Annotated in this window: 21 protein-coding genes; 11 read left to right on the forward strand and 10 right to left on the reverse strand. The window is 43.0% G+C overall.

All coding sequences use genetic code 11. From position 1 onward, the window contains the following. Window positions 1-20 precede the first annotated feature (20 nt). The 5 genes from SY85_RS18050 to SY85_RS18070 all read left to right on the forward strand — a co-directional run bounded on the left by SY85_RS18050 (window position 21) and on the right by SY85_RS18070 (window position 3,354). Entirely contained in the window at window positions 21-383 is a 363-nt protein-coding gene (locus tag SY85_RS18050; RefSeq protein WP_066406269.1) for a hypothetical protein, read from the forward strand. 54 nt (window positions 384-437) lie between these two features. Continuing rightward, on the forward strand, window positions 438-935 hold the full coding sequence (locus SY85_RS18055) for a DUF2231 domain-containing protein (RefSeq protein ID WP_066406271.1): 498 nt from the start codon (window positions 438-440) through the stop codon (window positions 933-935). Between the two features lie 214 nt (window positions 936-1,149). Beyond that, entirely contained in the window at window positions 1,150-2,481 is a 1,332-nt protein-coding gene (locus SY85_RS18060) for a tetratricopeptide repeat protein (RefSeq protein WP_066406273.1), read from the forward strand. A 195-nt stretch (window positions 2,482-2,676) separates the two neighbouring features. After that, window positions 2,677-2,949 (forward strand): hypothetical protein, encoded by a 273-nt coding sequence (locus SY85_RS18065; protein ID WP_066406274.1) that lies wholly within the window; start codon window positions 2,677-2,679, stop codon window positions 2,947-2,949. Between the two features lie 24 nt (window positions 2,950-2,973). Further along, on the forward strand, window positions 2,974-3,354 hold the full coding sequence (locus tag SY85_RS18070; RefSeq protein ID WP_226998883.1) for a VOC family protein: 381 nt from the start codon (window positions 2,974-2,976) through the stop codon (window positions 3,352-3,354). Window positions 3,355-3,415: 61 nt separating this feature from the next. Here the strand turns inward: SY85_RS18070 and SY85_RS18075 are convergent, their stop codons facing one another. After that, window positions 3,416-4,060 carry a cupin domain-containing protein gene (locus tag SY85_RS18075; protein WP_066406277.1) on the reverse strand — a complete coding sequence of 215 codons (645 nt, stop codon included), beginning with the start codon at window positions 4,058-4,060 and terminating at the stop codon, window positions 3,416-3,418. A gap of 433 nt (window positions 4,061-4,493) precedes the next feature. On the opposite strand from SY85_RS18075, the gene SY85_RS18080 reads away from it, so the two are divergent. Continuing rightward, window positions 4,494-5,999: an anion permease gene (locus tag SY85_RS18080; RefSeq protein ID WP_082886576.1), complete on the forward strand. Its 1,506-nt coding sequence runs from the start codon at window positions 4,494-4,496 to the stop codon at window positions 5,997-5,999. Between the two features lie 160 nt (window positions 6,000-6,159). Here SY85_RS18080 and SY85_RS18085 read toward each other — a convergent pair whose 3' ends face one another. After that, window positions 6,160-6,930, reverse strand: a complete 771-nt coding sequence (locus tag SY85_RS18085) for a carbonic anhydrase family protein (protein WP_066406278.1) — start codon at window positions 6,928-6,930, stop codon at window positions 6,160-6,162. Window positions 6,931-8,038: 1,108 nt separating this feature from the next. Between SY85_RS18085 and SY85_RS18090 the strand changes: the two genes are divergently transcribed. Further along, a complete protein-coding gene (locus SY85_RS18090) occupies window positions 8,039-8,836 on the forward strand; it encodes an alpha/beta hydrolase (RefSeq protein WP_066406279.1) in 798 nt (265 codons plus the stop codon). A gap of 105 nt (window positions 8,837-8,941) precedes the next feature. On the opposite strand, the gene SY85_RS18095 is transcribed toward SY85_RS18090, so the two are convergent. The 5 genes from SY85_RS18095 to SY85_RS18120 all read right to left on the reverse strand — a co-directional run bounded on the left by SY85_RS18095 (window position 8,942) and on the right by SY85_RS18120 (window position 14,492). Then, window positions 8,942-9,547 carry a peptidylprolyl isomerase gene (locus SY85_RS18095; RefSeq protein WP_066406280.1) on the reverse strand — a complete coding sequence of 202 codons (606 nt, stop codon included), beginning with the start codon at window positions 9,545-9,547 and terminating at the stop codon, window positions 8,942-8,944. Window positions 9,548-10,028: 481 nt separating this feature from the next. Continuing rightward, complete coding sequence (locus SY85_RS18105) at window positions 10,029-11,408, reverse strand: serine hydrolase (RefSeq protein ID WP_066406285.1); 1,380 nt, start codon at window positions 11,406-11,408, stop codon at window positions 10,029-10,031. Window positions 11,409-11,905: 497 nt separating this feature from the next. Continuing rightward, on the reverse strand, window positions 11,906-12,235 hold the full coding sequence (locus SY85_RS18110; RefSeq protein WP_066406286.1) for a hypothetical protein: 330 nt from the start codon (window positions 12,233-12,235) through the stop codon (window positions 11,906-11,908). A gap of 63 nt (window positions 12,236-12,298) precedes the next feature. Continuing rightward, complete coding sequence (locus tag SY85_RS18115) at window positions 12,299-12,709, reverse strand: VOC family protein (RefSeq protein ID WP_082886578.1); 411 nt, start codon at window positions 12,707-12,709, stop codon at window positions 12,299-12,301. Between the two features lie 247 nt (window positions 12,710-12,956). Continuing rightward, window positions 12,957-14,492 (reverse strand): M20/M25/M40 family metallo-hydrolase, encoded by a 1,536-nt coding sequence (locus SY85_RS18120; RefSeq protein ID WP_066406287.1) that lies wholly within the window; start codon window positions 14,490-14,492, stop codon window positions 12,957-12,959. Between the two features lie 241 nt (window positions 14,493-14,733). On the opposite strand from SY85_RS18120, the gene SY85_RS18125 reads away from it, so the two are divergent. Further along, window positions 14,734-16,263, forward strand: a complete 1,530-nt coding sequence (locus SY85_RS18125) for an IS1182 family transposase (protein ID WP_066402099.1) — start codon at window positions 14,734-14,736, stop codon at window positions 16,261-16,263. 70 nt (window positions 16,264-16,333) lie between these two features. Here SY85_RS18125 and SY85_RS18130 read toward each other — a convergent pair whose 3' ends face one another. From SY85_RS18130 to SY85_RS18140, 3 genes are all read right to left on the reverse strand, one after another. Further along, the gene (locus SY85_RS18130; RefSeq protein WP_066406288.1) at window positions 16,334-16,876 is read right to left on the reverse strand and encodes a hypothetical protein; all 543 of its coding nucleotides are present in this window, start codon (window positions 16,874-16,876) and stop codon (window positions 16,334-16,336) included. A 159-nt stretch (window positions 16,877-17,035) separates the two neighbouring features. Then, the gene (locus SY85_RS18135; protein ID WP_066406289.1) at window positions 17,036-17,485 is read right to left on the reverse strand and encodes a hypothetical protein; all 450 of its coding nucleotides are present in this window, start codon (window positions 17,483-17,485) and stop codon (window positions 17,036-17,038) included. A 143-nt stretch (window positions 17,486-17,628) separates the two neighbouring features. Next, on the reverse strand, window positions 17,629-18,090 hold the full coding sequence (locus SY85_RS18140; protein WP_066406290.1) for a DUF4265 domain-containing protein: 462 nt from the start codon (window positions 18,088-18,090) through the stop codon (window positions 17,629-17,631). Between the two features lie 212 nt (window positions 18,091-18,302). Here SY85_RS18140 and SY85_RS18145 point away from each other — a divergent pair, with 212 nt between their 5' ends. The 3 genes from SY85_RS18145 to SY85_RS18155 are packed head-to-tail and all read left to right on the forward strand — an operon-like array spanning window position 18,303 to window position 22,443. Continuing rightward, window positions 18,303-18,860, forward strand: a complete 558-nt coding sequence (locus SY85_RS18145; RefSeq protein ID WP_066409961.1) for an RNA polymerase sigma factor — start codon at window positions 18,303-18,305, stop codon at window positions 18,858-18,860. 30 nt (window positions 18,861-18,890) lie between these two features. Continuing rightward, window positions 18,891-19,841 (forward strand): FecR family protein, encoded by a 951-nt coding sequence (locus SY85_RS18150; protein ID WP_066406292.1) that lies wholly within the window; start codon window positions 18,891-18,893, stop codon window positions 19,839-19,841. A gap of 25 nt (window positions 19,842-19,866) precedes the next feature. After that, window positions 19,867-22,443: a TonB-dependent receptor gene (locus SY85_RS18155; RefSeq protein WP_226998885.1), complete on the forward strand. Its 2,577-nt coding sequence runs from the start codon at window positions 19,867-19,869 to the stop codon at window positions 22,441-22,443. The last annotated feature ends 1 nt before the right edge of the window (window position 22,444 follow it).

The raw sequence follows: 22,444 nt of genomic DNA on the forward strand, positions 1-22,444 counted from the left end.
TCGATAAATTTATACTGGTTATGAAGAGTATTGCAATCATATTTTTGTTTCTTCTTATTGTTACTCAAACACCTTTAGGACAAATACTGAAATTGCCTGTTTTGATTGAGCACTTCTACAACCATATGCAACGGGATAAGATATCTTTTTTAGAATTTCTGCAGGATCACTATTCTACGGAACACAATGATGCTGATAAAGCTGAAGACGAACAATTGCCATTTAAAAATATAGTGCAGCAAAATATTGGTGTTGCTATTATGCCCAACAGCATAATAAATGATTTCTATATAGATCTTGAGATACCAGCAAAAGTAATGATGCAGGATATCTATATTCCACAGCAACATTTTGGCAGCGTTTTCCATCCGCCTAGGGTGTAGCCTTACTATTCCTCTTTTCCGATTTTTCCCATTATTAATTCAAAAACTTATTTTATGAATAGTGTTCAAATGCACTTAATGTTAACGCATGTGCCTATTATTTTGTCTATTACAGGATTGGTAATGTTTATTGTGGCATTACTGATTAAGAATACTACATTAACAAAAACATCTTATATCATTATTGTCATTGCTGGCGTTGCTTCTTTACCTGTATTCTTTACGGGAGAGGGTACAGAAGAAGCAATTGAACGAATGCCCGGGGTTTCTGAAGCCATTATTGAAAAGCATGAAGAAATAGCAAAACTTGCAATGGCTTCTATTGTTGCTGCAGGAATTTTAGCGTTAGCTGCACTGCTTTCTTTCCAGAAGACCATGGTTGCCCGTGTTCTTAAAGTGGTGGTTTTATTGTTAGCTATTGCCTCAAGTAGCCTGATGGCGCAAACAGCGCATTTAGGCGGGCAAATCAGGCATACTGAAATCAGAAATGCAGCAGGCGGAAGGGATGCACAAGGACTTGGCAAGCAGCAACAAGATCAGGATGATGATTAATTAACTTATATACATATACACAAATTCCTGGTAAACGTTGGGTTGCAGACCCAACGTTTCTTCCTTTCACAGATTTAAATCCTATATTAAAAATAGCCACCTCCTTCAAAGAGGCTAGCCACAAACCCATATGTAATTGGTGAGTTGTATTTTTGGACAGTCACTGTTCATTGATAGCAATTTTGTACATCAATAACTAACATACTACTCAATCATGGCACTATTTAACCGTTTCAATGATCAATCCGACAACTCACCAGCTAAAGAAGAATGGCAAAGCGCTAAGGAGCACTTAGATAATAACGAGTATCACGAATGCTTGCAAGCACTAGCATGGGGATTTAGAAAAGATGTGAACTATATGCCGCTGTTTCAGTTAGCAACGGATTGTATGGGCGCAATTGGTGCAGTAGACGAACAAAAACTGTTTGAAGCTGTCTGCAGTAATCAAAATGATGCAAAAGCATATTACGATTTAGGCAAGACTTATTCCAGCATTGAACACTACGACTTGGCTCAGGTCTTTTATGAAAAGGCATTGCTACTCGATCCAAAGAATGAAGAATTGCCTCACGATCTTGCGCTTTGCTATGCCAGGCGATTTAATGTAAGCAAGGCCTTGGAAGTACTTACCAATAATCCACCGAATGACTTCTGGGGTTTGTATTTTCTAAATAAGTGTAAGATCCTTAACCAGAAAATGGATGGAGTTCAGGAGTTTGTAAATGATCTAATGGCTTTTTTACAAGAACAGCCAGACCAGGAGCGAGTGGCTGTTGCCAAAATGAAAATAGAGGAGTTGCAAGAGACGGTACAGCGATACAACACCATTCCAACTATTCAAACACATATTCGCGATTGGCAATACATACAATATGGCAGTGTGGTGCTTGACTATTTTGAAGATAGTGAAGACTATGTAGCAGGTGGCCGCTATGTGGCTAGCTGGGGCTCCATGGAGTCAATTAAGATGCTTGCCAGTAAGTTCAAACAATTTGTAAATAAGCTTTCTATTTCCATTCAGTCTATTGTTTCACTGCCCGGAAGAGATTCTGAAATTATAGGAAGGGTGTTAGCAAAAGAGTTAGGTATTGGTTTTAGTTTTTATGATCCAGAAGAAGTTAATCACCAGGCGTTGATTGTGGCAGCCAACAGTTCTTATTTCGATGCCTATGAAGAACTAAGCACTGTCAACAGCGGGCAAATTCTTTTCGCGGCAAACCACAATTGGTTGGCAAGCACAATGATCAGTCCCGACATCATTGGCTTTATGACACAGAGCTATAGCTTTCCCTGGAATGGTGGTGGCATGCGCGTTACAGATACGGAAAGCGGCGCTGTTGAAAGCATCCCACCTGACGATCGTTCAGAAGAAGAAATAGCTACTGATATTTTCAACATAGAGCCATCATCAGACAATAGTAATGAGCACCTAGAATTTTATCTGGCCCATAAAGACTATCTAAAAGGTATTGGTACATTGTCAGGTAACAAGCGCTACAATCTTATGATCGAAAGCCCTGTTCCAGGATCTTATTTTGGATAAGGAATTTATAATTCTTTCAGCGCGTGCCTCACACACCGAATACTAGTTGAAAAGATACATGGAGAAGGATAACAAGCCCTAGCAGACTAATCACCACTTATCCAATTTGGAACTATCCAAACAATGAAGACCCAATTAAACAGTAGCAGCATAATTAATCAGCTTGTGTCTATATTCACATAAAACAACTTGCTAATGTTCAAGATACTTGAATCAATTCCCAAAGCCTTGGCTTGGCTACAAATTGCTGCTGCTCCATTGGTAATAGGCGGAATTGCAGGTTTCTTTATTTATGCGTACCGGACAGATACAGTTGGTTTGATAGTAGCCATTCTTACAACATTCGTTGGACTTGTTTTAGGTATCTTGTGGGCAAATAGTGTTGCAAAGAAAAGAGGCGTTGTAGAACAAATGGCAAGAATAATTGCCAATCCGGAATTAGATAGTCAGGAAGGTTTACATTCATAATTGTTAAAAGCATAATCGGAAATAATGAATAGAATGGATCTACCCCTACTGCAAGGCATCGACACCGTCATTGTACGTGTCTCCAACATTGAAGTTTCTAAAGACTGGTATATAAATAAACTAGGACTATCATCCATTTGGGATGATCCTAAAATGAAGCTCGTTGTTCTGGATACCAAAAGCCCTACCAGCTTAACGCTGTGGCAAACTGATCAATCGGTAATGGTTAACCGTGAAACAGCCTCTTATCCCATCTTCCGAACACCGGATGCTGAAGCTCTTCGTCAAGAACTATTAAGTAGGGGAGTAGAAGCTGGTGCACCCATTCAAGATGATCACGTAAAATACTTCTTCTTCTACGACCCCGATGGCAACGTGTTAGAAGCCTGCCAGGTACATGAATAAGCAGAGGGTTGTTATTCTATTGGGATTTGGATTTAGATAGCTGGAATTTAACCCTTCGGATTTATTGATTCTTTTTTTCAAATGGAAAATAATCCACCACATCATACTTCCACACATTGGTTGGGAAAATAACCACCAGGTTGGCAGTCTTGGTGCCAATGTTTTTAAATGCATGTGGCATCATCGGTGGAATGTTAACCATATAAGGGCCTTTAATGGTAAACAATGTATCGCCCAAGGCATACATGATCTCGCCATCCATCAATACATGCGATTCCTCGCCTTCATGCGTATGCATAGGAGGGTAGCCGCCCGGAAAAGTTTCCGTAATACCTATGGTAAGGTTTTGATACCCAAAACGTTGCCCTTCCATAACATGTACATATTCACCCGGGCCAGGATTAATGGTTGGCATCTTGTCTAACGTTACCGCATAATCGGAGAAATGCTTCATGCCGGCTGGTGTGAATGGACCCGGAACAGTGCGTCTTTCCAAAACTTTGTAAGGGTGGTGTTGCGCATGGAGCTTGATCATTGCCGAATCTGGTGCTGTTTTTTGTTCATTGACCAGATTACTTAATGGAAAAGTCTCTTTCTTGTTCGTATCGCTTGTGCCGGCAATTTTCGTTTGAGTGGTGCGGCTTTCACAAGCCGAAATGAATACTACTAAACAGAGGGCTAAGTAGCGCAGTGTAGATGGTTTCATGATCATTGCTTTTAACAGTAAAGGATGGTTTTCTTGGGCACTCCTGTTTACTGGACGAACAACAACGCATGTACTTAGAAGCTGTTTGAGTTAGTTGTTTAGAATTGATGATGAGGGTATTTTGGAGCGAAACGAGGAGGATTTTGTAGCCATAGTCCAAACGCCTAAGGCGAAAAATCCGACGAAGTTGCAGCCCAAAAGACACCATAAGCAATATCAAATAAGTAATTCAAACAGCTTCTTAAATTTACAAAATTAACTTGGCAATGTTTGGTTAGTTCCTCAAGGGTGGGAGGAGCACTATTCTGGTAATGATTGTAACTTAGCCACACGTTCTATCCCTCCTATCAGATCGCTCGCCGCAGTTTATGAAAATGGTAGCCGCCTTTACTCTGCAATAGCAGCAGAGCCAACCGGCCTAATACTAACTACCATGACGCAATCCACTACTACGCAAGCCACCAGTGCAATTGCAGGTGAAGGAACGATCAAGTCAACCGTTACAAAGCCTGCCAAAGAGATCAGTTACAAATCCTTAATAGCCACAGTTATATTTGGATTGATCCTTTGGTTTATCTCCCCACCAGAAGGCGTTACGCAAAATGCCTGGCACCTGCTGGCCATCTTTTTAGCTACCATTGTGGGCATTATCACAAAGGCAGCCAGTATGGGCACTATGTCCGTAGTAGCTATGGCCCTGGTGGCTTTAACCCGGGTGCTGGATCCAAATCCGGTAATGGCAATCACTAAAACCTTAAGCGGTTTTGGTAATAGTCTCATTTGGCTGATCGTCATGTCATTTTTTATTGCGCGCGGCTTTATCAAAACGGGTTTGGGTACCCGTATTGCCTGTTGGTTTATTAAGGCAATGGGTAAAACTCCACTCGGTCTGGCTTACAGTCTGAGCATTTCGGAACTGGTACTGGCCCCTGCCATCCCCAGCAATACAGCCCGGTCAGGCGGTATCATTTATCCCATTATTAAGTCCATAGCAGGAATGTTTGACACCGATCCTGCCAATGATGCATCCAGGAAGAAGATTGCAGCCTTTCTGACGCTTAGTGCTTACAATGCCAACATCATTACATCCACTATGTTTTTAACCGCCACAGCCAGCAACCCCCTTTGTCAGCGGTTTGCTGCCGATCTGGGAATCAACATCACTTGGGGCTCCTGGGCCATGGCTGCAATGGTACCAGGGTTGGTGGCTTTGATTGTAACGCCCTTGATTATCCGAAAAGTGTTGCCGCCTACATTGAAGGATACAAAACAAGCACTTGTTATTGTAAACGAGAGTTTAAAGGAAATGGGCCCAATAAGCAAGAATGAATGGTTTATGGTCGCCACTTTTTTTATCCTGTTATTCCTATGGATCCTTGGCGGCCTGTTTGGTATTGATGCCACTACCACAGCCTTTATAGGCTTAAGCATTTTATTGCTTGGCAGTGTGTTGAACTGGGAAGATGTGAAAAGCGAAAAAGCAGCCTGGGACACCATGGTCTGGTTTGCCGCCTTGGTAATGATGGCCAGTAACCTCAACACGCTGGGCTTTATTGGCTGGTTTAGCAACTGGATCAAGGGTTACATAGCCTCCCTTTCGTGGCTGGCTGCCTTTCCCATTATTATCGTTGTTTATTTCTACAGTCATTACATGTTTGCTTCTGCTACAGCCCATGTGGCAGCTATGTATGCAGCCTTATTAGGAGTGGGCGTTTCGTTAGGTATACCGCCTTACTTACTGGCATACATGTTAGGTTTTATTGGTTCAGTGTTTGGAACACTTACGCACTATGGTCATGGACCGGCGCCGGTATTGTTTGGTAGTGGCTATGTTACGGTAAAAGAATGGTGGACCGTAGGAGCTGTCTTAAGTATCTTTTTTATATTGAACTGGATGGTGGTCGGCGGTGCCTGGTTTAAGGTGCTGGGCTTGTATTAGAAAGGTTGGTCTTTAGTTCTTAAGTATAATACCATTTCAATAAAGTAGGAAGTATTAAGTTGGTAGTTGGTAGAGGACAGATGGTAGCATCGAACTGCCAACTGTCCTCTGCCAACTGTCATCAACAAAGGCGCAGTAGTGAAAACTGGTGTCTCTTGCCCTACTCATTGAAAAAGCTCACCGCTCCATTATGTAAACTGTAATAGCCGCCTATAATTTTGATCTCACCCTTATCAATCATTTCCTTAAGCACGGGACTTTTTGCTCGGATGACCTCAATAGAGTTGCGCACATTTTCTTTTACAACAGCTTCTACAAACGCTGAATTTTTAGTTGTATGCTCACCTTGTACTTGCTTCGTTTCCTGTATGGCGGGTTGAATATGAGCAAGCAGTGTGGTAATGTTACCGAGTTTCTCTCCGTCAATGGCGGCTTTCACCGCTCCACAAGCTTCATGACCCAATACCACTATAAGTTTGGAGCCAGCTACCTTACAGGCATATTCCATGCTGCCCAAAATGTCTTCGTCAATAATATTGCCTGCTACACGACCTACAAATACATCACCAATGCCTTTGTCAAAAACAGCTTCCACTGGTATCCGGCTGTCGATGCAGGAAAGTACAAAGGCTTCGGGATACTGGCCTTCTGCGGTCTCGCGCATCATGGCAGTGTCGTCTTTTAGCGTCAATTGATTATGCTGGTATTTCTGATTACCATCTTGTAACTCTTGAATGATCTTTTCAGGTGTGAGCTCTTGTTGATTAGCGGCGGTCAATACTTTTTTTCTTACTTCAGCAGCATGTGAGCTACTCTCTTGCAGTTCACTTTTAGCAGTGCTATTGTTCTGCTTATGATCGGTATTGCCGCAGGCTGCTAATACCTGTTGAAGTGTAAAAGCAATAAGGATGTAGAAACTAATTTTTCTCATGGCTACCTATTTAGCCAATGCTTATTACCCTATTTTAAAGCGGTTGTGCATTTGATAGTAAGCATTCTTGGCTGTTAACAAAGCAGATCATAAGGCGCTTTCTTTTAGCCTAGAAGGGTAGACGGAGCGTAGGACAGCATTCACATTTTGCGGTCATTTTGCAAGTTGCAAAACGAACAAGATGTAGCAAAAAAACCAGCCGCTAATTCTGCAAATACTTATAATGTTGTGCAAGTTGGTGGATGTTGCTATGGAAGAAAAGTTCCTTACTATGTTCTAGTAGTATTTGCTTTAAATACGGTCAGTTGTGTAGATGTCATTTACTATTTACGGGGACCATAATGCGTGAGCACTGTAAAGGGAGATGCTGCTTTTGTAAGTGGTAATTAGGTTTCTATGGCTGGACGGCCTTCACTTCGGCTTTATTTTCTTTACTATGAAGCATTCAGCTTATCACACATGGCTAATAAGTTTCATATTAGTTGGCTATAATCATCCTAATCCCTAAATCTCCCCAAATCCTGGTTCAGACATCCTCCTCTGCTACTACCTACTACCTACGTTTCTTTATGGCTCCTTCATAGTAAAGCCTATGTAAAGCCATAGTAACGTCATGGTAGCCTCTAGGTTCACCCGTATCTTACCCGTACCTCACCCCTACCTCGGGCGTACCTCACCCGTATCTAGCCCCGTATCAGGCTATCTATGCACCGTTATAAACTCATAAGAAATAGTAAAGAAATGTGTAATAAGAGGGGCTGTGGATGCCCTAAAAGAGAAGACCCTAAAGATACAAAACCAGCCCCTGTAGAGCAAGTCCTTTCTTTCCCTGTACCTTGTATCTTGTGCCTTGTACCTTGAACATTCCCTTCCTTCTTCATTCTTCATTCCTTGTTCCTTGTTCAATATTCTCTTTCTCCTTTCCTCTGCTCCTGCTTACTTTTCTGAACAAAAAAGTACAACATATCATACTTGTATAATCACAGTTGTCTACTATCTTTCTGTTTTGGACCTTATTTAACGACATCTACCTTTGGAGGCTGTAACATTTACTCCCACCCTTCATAAACTCCTACTCTATATTTTGTAATTCTATATCCCGCTAACAATGAAAAAGATCCTAATCAGTACATTGATGGGGTTGTTTATAGCATATGTGCTTAGTTGCACGGTGCTTTATTACTACCAGGAAAAACTGCTTTTCATGCCCGATAAGTTAGATAAGGGCTATCGGTTTTCATTTCAACAACCATTTGAGGAGATAAATGTTGCCACAAAGCAAGGCGCACTGCTAAACGGCTTATTATTTAAAGCAGATAGCCCCAAAGGCTTGGTGTTTTATTTACATGGTAATAGTGGCTCGGTTAACCATTGGGGTGATATGGCTAAGCGATATAACAATCTACACTACGATGTTTTCATTCTGGACTATCCAGGTTTTGGAAAAAGTGAAGGTTCCATTTCCAGTCAGGCAGAACTTTTTGATGATATACAATCAGCATACAACAACATGAAGAAAAGATATGCGGAAGAAAAGATAGTTGTTCTAGGCTATTCTATTGGTTCTGGCCCTGCTGCTTGGCTGGCTGCTACAAACACACCTAAACTATTGATATTGCAGGCACCCTATTACAGTATGACTGATATGTTGCACCACATCTATCCAATTATTCCCAACTTTTTGTTGAAGTACAAGTTTGCCACAAATGAATACGTTAAAAGGTGCAAAATGCCGGTAGTGGTTTTCCATGGCAACCAGGACGACGTGATTTACTATGGCTCATCGCTAAAACTAAAAGCAGAAATGAAAGCAGCCGACACGTTAATAACACTGAACAGACAAGGGCACGACGACATTACGTATAATGCTGACTATATCAAAGCCATAGGTAAGATCCTTCACTAGTACATAATAATGATCCAATGCGTTTTTCGCTTTACAACAACTGTTTATAGGAACAAAGTATGTTTCTTTCTCTTGTTCCTTTGGTAAGTTAAGAAATAGCATCATTTATGTGCCTGCTTTTATTTTAAGTACAGTTAGTCGCGTGGTTATCCGGTCATCAAATGTTTTAAGGATAACAAAGTACCATTTGCTGTCAGGTATATCTACGGTGAAAATGTCGTTTCGTTTATGCTGCTTTACGGCCTGTTCAAATGCTGCGGCCATGACGTTTTCTTTGAACCAACCTACATCGCCGTTTGGAGTGGCATCCATGGTGTAAGCGTTAACAAGCTGAGAAAAGGGTGTTCCGTTTTTGTATTGGTGGATAATTACATTCCGTGCGCTGTCAATGGTTTTGGTAGATAATTGGCTGCCATCTAAAAAAATATAATTCACTCTGAACTCAGGGTAAGAAGTTTTGTCCAGCACCTTATAGTCGTAACCTTCTATCCGAAAGGTCTCCCCCTGTTTTTTATCATAAAGAGCTCGTGCAATGTCAGTGGTATCTTTATCAGACGACATCTCTAATAGCTGTGCCACTTCAGGATTCTTTGCTACAAACTTCTTAGCCTGTTTTACAGTGCTAATATCATTTAGTGGGTTATCCTTTGATTGGCTGAACCCTACTACATAAGCCAGGCAAATCAAAGAGGTTAGCAAAAGTCTTTTCATGGTAGAAAGCTAGTGTTATTCATCTATGCGTTAATGAAGGTAGCTAGGTTTTTGTTTGTTTCCGTTTGGTTTTCAGTGTTTCTTGGTAATGCCCAGAACACAGATAAGGCTAGTCCTTCGGCTCAGGTAGTGCTGTGCAGACTACAATAATCTTTAAGATTATTGTAGTCTATCCAGTATGTATGCAATTACAAAAAGGTATAATTAGCATCACAGTATGGTTAATATTGTCGGCCTTCCATGCGCGCTAGCCGTTGTTGTGTCTTTTGACCAACAACTGAAGCCTAGACAGCACTCTGTTGTTGTCTACCGTTACTTAGTTCAGTTCCAGCCTAGGCTATTGTGTAGGGCAAGGGACACGGCGTTTACAATGGCGCCATGCCCTGCTTTTGCGCAAGCCCCACCCGTAGAAGACACAGCTAGAACCGAAATAAAAAAGTGCAGAAAGTAATACTTCCTGCACTTTAAGAACTTTTGCTATTTACTTAATTTTCTTTCCTCTTGCTTGTCTTCCATTTTGGGAAAGAATCAATTCAGTCACGTTGCCGTTTGTGTCCTTAACAAATTCTACTGTAGCATCATTAATTTTTAAGAAGTACTTAGTTTCTTTTTCTGCAAATAGTTCAAACTCTGGCTGATTCGTTACCTGGGCAAATAATCGCTTATCGCGAACGCTGATAGCAATGCTAAACGTTGGCGCAATCTGATACTGTCCAATATATTGTTTCAGAACGACCTCATCTACTTTGATTTCTTTCTTGGGACCAGGAATTTCATACGGCTCATTCAGTACAATAGCGGCCAGGCTGCGGGATATTTTGGTCAGGTTGGCACTTGATGTATTATCCAATACGATCACCACTAACTCCTCCTGTGGAAAACGTAGCAGGTAGGATGTAAAGCCCGGAATACTGCCTCCATGTGCAGTGGTTAACCTTCCATGGGTAGAATCGATGGTCCAGCCATAACCATACTTTCGTTTATAGGGCGTAAACACCGCTTTCCAGGACGCCGGTTGAAGTATTTGATTGGTATAAATGGCTCTTTCCCATTTATGCAAGTCATTTATGGTAGAATATAGTGCCCCTGCAGCATAAGCAATCGTAGAATCTACTATTGGTGCAGAATTGATTTTCTCTCCCGTAACACTAAAGTATCCTTTGGCCTTAGCCGAAGATGCCAGGTGTGTAAAATCAAATCCACTATTGGTCATATGGAGCGGCTGCAAAATGCGTTCTCTCACTACTAACTCATAGGGTTTTTGGGTAACCTTTTCGATGATGTAACCCAGCATGGAGTAGCCCGAGTTGCTGTAGTTAAAATTGGTTCCCGGTTCAAAATCGGCAGGATATCTTTTAATCAGCGCTACCATTTCAGCTTGGGAATGTGGTTGGGTGGGGTCTTCCTTTGCTCTTACGGTATCGTTGGTGTAGTTGTAAATACCAGATGTATGGGTAAGCAAGTGCTCAATCGTTATCTTATCGCCATTGGTAAAACCTGTAAAGTATTTACTGAGTTTATCGGTTACGGACAATTTACCTTCTTGTTGTAATTGCATGATTACGGCAGCGGTAAATTGTTTGGTGATGGAGCCAATCTGGAAGATGGTATTAACATCAACCGGCAGTTTTTGCGCGGCATCTTTATACCCAAAACCTTTTTGGTAAATGACAGTACCTTTTTGGGCCACAAGCACAGTACCATTGAATTGGTGATCTTTTGCATAGGCAGTGAGCAAGGTGTCCATTTTATCCTGCGGGCGTTGGGCAGATAAGTGTGATGCTATAAATACGAGGAATAAGAGCCAGGAGTTTTTTTTCATAGGAGACTTTGTTAATTGTGCAAATGATTTGTATTTCATGTTAGGTGTTTAAAATTGCTTTGTGCACTTTACGTGTAGTATCTGTAAGATCTTTTGCTCTATTTTGAAATGGAAACGGTGATGCTGTAAAGATGGCCCTTTGAATAAGGCCAAGATTCTAATTGTGATTAAACACCTGTTTTTTGTGACGAAAGAGAAAGTGCATGAACTACTAACGGAAAAGGGTATTTGGAGCCTGCATTCCCTGCGAAGTCTTACTTCCTGGCTTATATGCTGTGGCATAGGCTCCGCGGCCTTTCTAGAAGGCTAACGTTTCCCTACTGGTTACACCAATATACTAGGCAATGCCGAGTCTCGCCGGTAAAACGGAAAAAGAAATTGGAAAGGGGTTAATCAACCTTTGGTTTTAGGTCTAAGCGGGGACTTCACCGCCTGGCTGTGTAGCATAGGGAGACCCCGCTTGTCCTATAAGATATGTTTCTAGCTTATGACTTAAACTTAACTTTAGAGTGATGATGTTATGCATATTGAGTCCACTATTGTCCATTATCAATTCCTGCTATTAATAATATTGTTTTAATAATAGCAATGACTCCAAAGAAAATCCAGGAAGGAAGGAGAAAGCAATAAAGTCTTATTCTGATCTGCCACATAAACAAATTACAGCTTGGCAATAAAAGGAGCATCGCTTTTGTAAACCCCTCATCATCGTGAAGTCCAGGAATTACAGTATGTGCAAGAAATGATAGCAAAACTGCTGGAATAAATATGAGTAGAAATAAAAAGGCTTTGCCAACGATTGGAACATTGGCAATGTCCTGTATCCATTCAACATTTGATCTCACTCCTAAAAGCAATAGTGGCATAAACAGGTTTTAGCTTTGGTTTTTATTTCTTGTTTTCTCTATGTATGCTATTGTGCTGCCATTTTAATTTTCATTAAGAAGCATCCAGGAAGTACCAAATTTATCACGAAGCATGGCAAAGCGATTGGCAAAAAAAGTTTTCTCCATCTTCATAAAGATTTCACCTTCGCTAGAAAGCAGATTATAAATTTGTTCTGCTTTTTCTGGCGTATCAAATCTAAGGGTCAGGTAGGCGCTACGCATAGGCTCGGCATTGGGAATGTCGGCCCCTCTGACAATAACACCACCTATTTCTATCATGGCATGAAGAATGGGGTCCTTCCATTCTGTCGGAAAGTGGGCAGGCGGTTGCTGGTGCGTAGCCATCATAGTTATCTTTCCACCAAGATGCTGCTCGTAAAACTGGAAAGCTTCTTTGCAACGTCCCGCGTAGTTAATATAAATATCCAGTTTTATGGAGTTGTCGGTATTCATGATTTTGCTTTAGTTAGTTTGATAGCTAAATTATAGGTAAAGATGATGCTAACTTTACAATTTTAAGGGTGGATTTACGACATAATAGAGGCGTATTGCGCAATTGTAAATAAGTTCAGTCCTAGCCGTGTCTCCTTTGCCGGGCTATTGTGCAGGGGACACGGCGTTTGCAGCAGCACCGTCTCCCTGCTTACTCACAAAGCCTTCCTATAGGAGACACGGCTAGTACCGAAGAGATATACCATAATTATTTAATCAGCATCAGCGATGCCATGGTTTCTATTCCATCAAACAAATTACCAATACGAATATTTTCATTTTCAGCGTGCTGATTGTTATCGTGGTTGGCAATGGGAACCGTTACGGTTTTGGCATTCAGGTATTTTTCAAATAAGAATAAAGGAAGACTGCCTCCCATCGTTGGCTGTAGTACAATTTGTTCTTTGGATGTGGCTTTAACGGCTGCAATAACTTTTTGTATAATAGGCAGATCCATGGAGGTACGCTGCGCATTGATGCCGTCCTGCCCGGGTATTACTTTTATGATCTTTGCATATTTTTCTCTTTCGTTATCGGTAGGCTCACTATCCGTTATGTAGTAACCCTGTGCTTTTATGTGATCGATTACTTTTTGTTGCTGCCTTTTCCAATCGTTACCTAATACCAACCTTAAATCAAGAACTGCGGTGGCAAAGGTCGGAATTTGATTAGATGCCATCTTTCCTACATTGCCACTTTGCATGCCGTTGATGTTCAACGAAGGCTGGTTGATGGCCTCACTTAATGTTACGCCCTGCATTTCAACGGCACTTATTCCCAGTTCTTTTTCCATTTGTGTATCCACTGAAGGCACTTCTTCCAACGCTTTCCTTTCAGAAGGGGACAAAGGAATTACATCATCATAAAATCCTTTAATTGTCACTCTTCCGTTTTCATCTTTCATAGAGGCTAACAATTTTGCCAGCATCATGGCGGGGTTGGGGGCCCAGTTGCCATAATGGCCGCTATGTAGTGGCCTCTTTGAAGCATACACCGTAAGGTCAAGATGTGTATCACCGCGAACACCGAATACAATTTGTTTTTTCCCCGATTGATGAACGGGGCCGTCACAAATGATCCATAGGTCGGACTGGAGTAACGACCGGTACTTCTCCAGTATTTCATTTAGATGTGGAGAGCCTGCTTCCTCTTCTCCTTCAAAGAAAAACTTAAGATTACAGCCTGGAGTCAACTTGCTTTTCCGGATGGCATCATACGCATTCAAAATGGCATCAACTCCTGCCTTGTCATCAGCAGCACCGCGAGCATAGATCCTCCAGTCGTTAGTATAGCTTCCATCTGTAGGAAAAGGAATAGGGAGTCCCCCTTTATCTATAGCTTTTGAAAACAACTTTGGCTGAAACGGATCAAGCCCTTTAGCCCATTGAGCAGGATTAACAGGCTGCCCGTCGTAATGAGCATAAAAGATAAGGGTTTGTTTTGCTCCGGGAACGATTACTTCACCATATACAGCCGGCGGTGCGCCTGCTGTAGAAGCATTTAAAAGCTGTACTTTTTGAATACCCCGTTTGCTCATCATCGTCATAAGGAAAGCCGCAGTCTGTTGTTGGCCGGCAGGGTTTGCTGCAACATTTGGAAAAGAAAGAAATTCAGCGAACTCATTGATAATATTTCCGGCGTTTTTAGTTCCGTATTCTCTGATTGTTAGAACCTCTCGTGATTGGGCCGAAACGAATCCATCAATCAGAAAACTGAAAAGGAAAAAGAAGAAATATTTTCTCATGAAATGGAATTAATTCTATGCAACTAATATTGGTTAAGTAAGTTGTCTATAGTATATCGCACAATGGAACAGGTATTTGTGAAGTGGCTGTCGTCTGAGTTACAGCAGCTCCATTAACCTAATTCAGTTAATTAATGATTTGTTGTTGAAAGGTAGTGCTGAAGCAGCTATTTCACAAATATGGTGTGCTTGTTGCACAACTCAGCCTCCTAAAGCCACTGTAAAAGTGGTAAATTAAACCATGCAAGGAAAGAAACCTTTTCAAGACAAGCGCCTTGCTTCCTTCCGCCTCTCGGAGCGGGTGCCGCGTGACAACTTCTACCGCCGCTTAAAAGCAATCATGGATGTGGAGTGGCTCTATGAAGCCACCCAAAAGTACTATGGCCGTGAGGGCCACAAATCGCTGGACCCGGTGGTGTTCTTCAAACTCATTTTAATTGGTTATCTCGAGAACCTCTTAAGCGATCGAAGAATCATCCAGACCGTCAGCCTGCGCCTGGATCTTTTGTACTTTATCGGTTACTCCCTGGACGAACCGCTGCCCTGGCATTCTACCATCAGCCGCACGCGTCAACTTCTGGGTGAAGAGGTCTTTAAAGAACTCTTCAAACGGGTCTTACGCCAGTGTGTGCAACAAGGCATGGTGAAGGGCAAACGCCAGGCCCTGGACTCGGTGCATGTCAAAGCCAATGCGTCGATGGACTCCTTAAAAGAAAAAGAAATTGTGCAGGACGGGGAAGCCTATGCAGGTGAACTCGGTGAAGATGCAGAGGACGAAGAGCAAACAGAAAAGCAAACCGTCTCCGTCTTCAAACACCAGCAAGTGCAGTGGCATCACGGCTGGAAGCGGAAGGCCTACAAAGGGCGGCCCAGTGGTGGATGGCGGGCTCGCTTTGTCTCCAACCACACCCACTACAGCACTACCGATGGGGATGCCCGTGTGGCCGTCAAACCCGGCAAGCCCCGCCAGTTAAACTATTTGGGGCAACTCAGTGTCGATACCGCCCATCACGTTATTACTTGTATACAGGCCGACTATGCCAGTAAAAAAGACTCGCAGTGTTTGCCCTCATTACTCCGGCATACCATTGACAATGTAAAGGCGGTAGGCTTAAAAGTAAAAGAAGTACTCTGCGATGCGGGCTACTCCTCTTCGGAGGCCCTAAAAGCACTGAAGCAGTACCGTGTCACCGGCTATATCCCCAACTTTGGGCAATATAAACCCACCCGGGAAGGCTTCCGCTATTTTGCCGGCGGGGATTATTACCAATGCTCCCGGGGAGTAAGGCTTCCTTTTAAACGCATCAAGGACTCTCATGATGGCACGTACCAGATGCGGGTCTACAGAAGCAGTTCTTTGGATTGCAGGAACTGCCCTTTGAGAAAAACCTGTATTGGTAAAAGTGATTTTAAAAAGATTGAAGACACTGTAGACAAACCCCTCTATGATGAGATGCATCTCCGGCTACAAACCCGCAAAGCCAAACGTATGAAACGGCTTAGGCAAGCCACCGTCGAACCGGTGATTGGTACCCTGGTGAACTTTTTAGGGATGCGACGAGTGAACACAAGAGGCATCCAGCTGGCCAACAAGTGTTTGCTGATGGCCGCCGTGTGTTATAATTTGAAAAGACTCCTAAAATGGATGGGGGAAGCCGAAGGCAAAGGCGAAAAAACGCTTGGCCAGCTACTGGTTATGCTGTACTGGCTACCGGTTCTCTACAGCCGAAGAGGAGAGCAAATACAAACCAGCTTAAGCTACGCTTGCTAAAATCAAAAAACCACATACAAATACTGTTTTAGTTCCGAGTTGTGCAACAGCCACTCGTGTTGTACGCAGATTATGGAAGCTGCTTTACAAAGTTTTCCAGTTCCACTTGATTGTTATTCAGCAAGAAATCTAAATCATCACTACTTAAAGTATTAAATTGCTTGAAGAAGAGTTGCTCATCTTCGCTATGGCGGGAACTTTCTGGTATTACTACGCCAAACTCACTAGCACTTACACTCCACCTAGCTCCATAAAAAAAGCTACCATTATAGCCTCGTTCAAGTTCAATATAAAACGACTTTTGATTATCTGGCTGGCTTCCACGCTTGAACTTGTTATTAAACTCACCCTTTATAATGCTATCCTCTCGAATAAAGAGCGTCTCGAAATACTCAGAAATATCTTTAAAAAAGTAGTAAGATTTATCAAAGTAAATAGGCGTTTGACTTCCATTGTTAAAAGTCTTCAAGTCGTAAACTCCTTGATTAATAACAGGTATTATTAATGAAATCTCTCGTTTATTTATGAAAAAAGGTTTACCACCAATGCTTTCTTCAAAAGTGGCATAGGAATAATTCTTGTTAGAATTTTCTTCATCAAGATAGAATCTCATGAGGTTATAAACTTGCAGATATCGGAACAGGTGTTTCGGAAGCAGTGGTCGTCTGAGTTCCTACTGCCTTTACCTATTCCTTTGTTGATTAAAGATAAGCTGTTGAGCACTTACACAAAAGCCGCTGTTTTCGGAACACAGTGTTAGCGGCGTTGTCATTTATTCGTTGCTTAGTTGAAGTATGTACTCTTTTCCTGTCTCCGCTTTTATTTGATAAAGTTCGACAATAGGTCGCCTTATGGTAAACAGCTTATCTAAATCAAAATCGTTGAGTGAAAAGCGAAATTCGGGAAGAACTAAGTTGTCACCGTCCAATACAGAAGCGATGCATAAAGAATTGGTCTCATGGTCATTGCTAGCGATGAACCTAAAGAGAAGCTCTTTACCGTCAGGGTTTTTGAAATAACACTCCAACCAAACACTTTGATAAATGAAATGGAAGTTATCCTCCTCGATTGTTATTGGCCTCCTTAAGACATAAAAACCTGGCTTTTCCATGCCCCAGACGTTGAAGGCCTCAATTTCACCAACCCCTCTCTGAGGAATGACGTATCTGACCTCGGTTGTTTCGTCAAGAACACTCATTGTCAGTACAAGGTTATTTTGCATTTTTTCTCACATGGGTTTGAAGACCGTGGAAGGCAGTCGCAGCTAGCTCCCAAATATACTCATGTTTTTGCAGGCTTAGGGTCTAAGCGGGGTCTTCACTGCCTGGCCTGTATAGCAGCAATATGAGTTTTGTAGGTAGCAAATTATCCAGCATGCTGTGAGGATATAAAAGGCTCAGCAAACTCTATTCGTCCCTCATCCATTAGTGCTTTTAAAAGAGAATAAATGGGATTATAGTTAACAGCGGCAGGAATTTCAACAACAAAATACCTGTTACTTAATCCTTCAGTTATACAACCAAGAACAGCCAACTGTTCTCTAAGCTCAGATGTTTTATAAGGTTCTTTCATCAATACAACCTGGACAACGGAACTTCCTGACCGTTGCCTTACTTCTCGAAATGTAAGCATCTTCTCATCACTGTCGTGTTCAGCATAAAAAATATCATCTGGAGCTATATCAGGGCCATAAAACGGAATTGAGTCCAATTGATAAAGTCCATTTTCCTTATCTACTATCAATGCCCACATTGTCTCAACGGTTTCTTCTTCAAGAACATCACTGTAATAACGGAAAAGCACTTTAGTGTGAGATTCTTCTTGCATATTTGGAGTAGTATTGGGTTGCCTAACTACCAAATATAGGTATGTTTAGGTCTAAGCAGGGCCTTCACAGTCAAGCCTTGTAGCGCAGCGAGTCCCCCCTTATGTATGGAAAGCTGTTCAAAACATCCTTAAGTAATCACAATACTTCTCCCCAAAATAGTACAAGCGGCCTACGCTTCTTTTCTCTTTCGTTTATCTTAGTATCAGTCTGCATGAGCGCGTATGCCACACATACCGACGAAGAGCTGGTGCGCCTAATCAAAACAGGCGACACCGCTGCGTTTACCGAAGCCTACAACCGGTATTGGGAGCAGCTGCTGGCCCTGGGCTATTATTACACGCACCAGAAACAAGCCGCTGAAGACATCGTCCACGAAGTATTCACAAGCCTATGGGCACGACGAACCGAGCTGCCCATTCAATCCCTGAAAGCCTACCTGGCCACCGCAGTGAAGTTTTCTGTATTTAAAACCATTGCACGTGATAAACGACGACGCGAGCTGCAGCAGGGGATGAATATACCGGAACACACCACCGACGTAGAGGAAAAGCTGGATGCCCGCTTCTTGCAAGATTATCTCAATGGCGTGGTGGAGCAACTGCCCGACAAAGCACGCCTGGTGTTTACTTACAGCCGCGCAGAGGAGTTGTCAGTAAAAGAGATTGCTACCAAAATGGACCTTTCCCCCAAAGCTGTTGAATACCACATGACCAAGGCCCTGCGCGCCTTAAAAGAGGCGGTCAAAAAAATAAAATTCTTTTTTGTTTAGGGATCGGTAGGGCTGGTGGTACTATAGAGTATGACCGAGCAATACATAGAAGAGCTGGTGCAGAAATACGCCGATGGCACAGCCACTCCTAAGGAGGTGCAGCAGCTGATGGACTGGTATCATGCCGCGCCCATTGGCGATGTGCCATGGCCGGATACTGACGCACAGGAAAAGGAGAAGGTGCAACAGCGCATGTTGCAGCGGCTGCAAAACACACTTCCAGCAAAGAAAGGTCACCTTTATTGGTTAACACCCTTGCGTGTTGCGGCGGCCGTACTGATTGCGGTTTTATCTGCTGCTCTTTTTTATTATTGGCCATCGGCACCTGTAGCCTATATTACTATTACCAATCCTTCCGGGCGTATCAAGCAAGTGCAACTGCCTGATGGTAGCACCGTGTGGCTCAACGCAGCTACTACACTTAAATATGCCAGCGCCTTTTCTAAACACCGCCAACTGCAACTGGATGGCGAAGCCTTCTTTGATGTAACGCACAATGCGGAGCATCCCTTCTCTGTAGAAGCGGGCGAGGTACAGGTAACAGTACTGGGCACACGTTTTAATATTTCTGGATATACTTCTTCTAACCGTACTACAGTTTCCCTACTAAAAGGAAAGGTTCGCGTGTCGGCTGAAGAAAAAGAGCTGGCCGTGCTTAGTCCTGCTACCCAGTTGGAGTGGGATCGGCAATTAAGAAAAGCAATTACGAAGTCCATTGATACAACAGCCGCAGTAGCATGGAAAGCAGGTCGGCTGCAGTTCCAGGGACAAACGCTGGGCGAGATCATGCAGGCCCTGGAGCGCTGGTATGGAGTGCCGGCTCACTTTACTAATTCCAACTTAAGCCAGTGCCGTTACTATATGAGCTTTGATAGTGCTATGCCACTGAAAAAGGTACTGGACCTGATGACAGAGATCACCGATATGCACTTTGCTCTTGACAAACAAACCATTATTATTTCTGGCAAAGGCTGTCAGTAAGTTTTAAATCGTTGAGAACCTATTTATGCGAACATTCTTGTGTAGTCTTTTCTTTTTACTGCCTTTCTTAGGCAAAACGCAGCGTATGGAAGATGTGCGCATCTCCCTGCGGCTGCAAGACGTTTCTTTACAAACCCTAATGCAGCGTATTGAGTCGCTCACACCATTTCGCTTCCAGGCCAGGGCGGAAGACATTGAACGTGAAGCACACATATCTATTCAGGCTACTGATCAACCTGTAAGTGATATCTTAAAAAAAGCCCTGACGGGCCGCCACCTCCAGTTTCGACAGGTAGGTACCAACATCATATTATCTCGTAAGGAAACAAATACAGGCACCGGAAAGAAGTATGCACTGCATGGCACTATCCGCTCCGCTAAATCAGGTGAGACTATTATTGGCGCCACCATAAGCATTGTGAATACGTCTACAGCTACCACTACCAATGAGTATGGTTTCTATTCCCTCACCTTACCCGAGGGACAGTATACCGTGCAGCTGTCTGCGGTGGGTTTAGAAACAAAACAGGTAGCTGTTGATCTAACAAAAGACAGCCAGCTTTCCCTAAACCTGGAAGAAGAATCTAAAGAGCTGGCCACCGTTACCGTTACAGCTAGTGCCACCGCTACAAGCCGTAAGTCTCCCCAAATGAGTATGGAGCGTATCAATGTACGATCGGTGCGTAACATCCCGGTGATCTTTGGTGAGCGCGATGTATTAAAGACCATGCAGCTGTTGCCCGGTGTAAAGAGCGCTGGTGAAGGCAACAGCGGTTTTTATGTACGTGGCGGCACGGCCGATCAAAACCTGATCCTGCTGGATGAAGCACCTGTGTACAACCCATCACACTTACTGGGTTTCTTCTCCACCTTCAATTCAGACGCTATTAAAAACGTAACGCTTTATAAAGGGGCGCAACCGGCGCAGTATGGTGGTCGACTATCATCGGTGGTAGATATTAAAATGAACGAGGGCAACAACCAGGACCTGGACGTAAGTGGTGGTATTGGTTTGATCGCTTCACGCCTCATGGTGGAAGGACCGTTGCAAAAGGGCAAGTCTTCTTTCCTGGTCTCAGGCCGTAGAACCTATGCCGACTTGTTCCTACGCTGGCTGGGCGATTCCTCCTTGCGTAATGCCCGCCTTTATTTTTACGATCTCAATACAAAACTGAATTTCCAGTTGGGTAAAAACGACCAGCTCTTTCTCTCGGGTTATTTTGGGCGAGATGTATTAAGCCAGCAAGACATTGCCGGTATTAATTGGGGCAACACCACCAGTACGCTGCGTTGGAATCATATTTTCAATGAAAAGCTGTTCTCCAACACCTCGCTTATTTATAGCAACTACGATTATAAGATCACTACCAACACCGAAGCCACCGACTATCACATACGCTCCCGCATCCGCGACTGGAACCTGAAGGAAGAAGCACAGTGGTATGCCAACACCCGCAATACGCTCACCTTTGGGCTTAATGCCATCTATCATACCATTAAGCCCGGCGAGATATCTGTAGGTAATGAGAATGAAATGGTGTCCGAAGATCTGCAGGACCGCTACTCGCTGGAAAGCGCGCTGTATGCAAGTAATACCTGGCGCGCTTCCGATAAGTGGAGCCTTACCTATGGATTGCGTCTTTCTGCCTTTACTATTTTGGGAGAAGGAGATTATTACCATATTGATGCTGATGGAAATGTCACCGATACGCTACACTACAACCGTGGCGAAGTGGTGAAAACCTATATTGATCCTGAGCCACGCATTGCAGCCAGCTACCAGTTGAATAGCAGCAGTGCGCTGAAGCTATCCTACTCGCGCAATGTGCAGAACCTGCACCTAGTTTCTAATTCTACATCAGCCTCACCTACCGATAAGTGGGTGGCCAGTACCAACATCATAAAACCAGAGAAAGCGGATCAATTAGCGTTGGGGTATTATAAATCATTGAATGATCCACGTTATGAACTGAATGTAGAGGCTTATTATAAGACCATGCAAAATGTAATTGACTATCGCAACGGCGCGCAGGTATTTACCAATGAGCCTATTGAAACGCAACTGTTGTTTGGAAAGGGTAGGGCCTATGGTATGGAATGGCTGTTTAAAAAGAAGGCAGGCCGGTTTAGCGGTTGGGTCAGTTATACACTCTCCAAAACAGAGCGCCAGATAGAAGGCATTAATAATGGACAGTGGTACAATGCGCGTCAAGACCGCACACATGACATTGCTATAGTAGGAATGTATCAGCTGAATAACAAGTGGACGCTGTCAGCTAATTGGATCTATTATACCGGCGATGCGGTTACTTATCCTACCGGCAAATACCGGTTAGATAATGAAGTGTACTTCTATTTCAGCGACCGCAACGGCTACCGCATGCCCAACTATCATCGACTGGACCTAGGTGCTACACGACAGTTAAAGAAGGGTAAGAAGTTTTCTTCTGAATTGAACTTTAGCCTGTTTAACGCCTATGGACATGCGAACGCTTACCAGATCAGTTTCCGTGAAAGCGAAACGGATCCTTCTAAAACCGAAGCGGTGCAAACCTCGCTGTTCACGTTTGTGCCTTCTATTACCTACAACTTTAAATTTTAAG

Origin of the sequence: Flavisolibacter tropicus, from assembly GCF_001644645.1 — a bacterium.
GTDB lineage: Bacteria > Bacteroidota > Bacteroidia > Chitinophagales > Chitinophagaceae > Flavisolibacter > Flavisolibacter tropicus.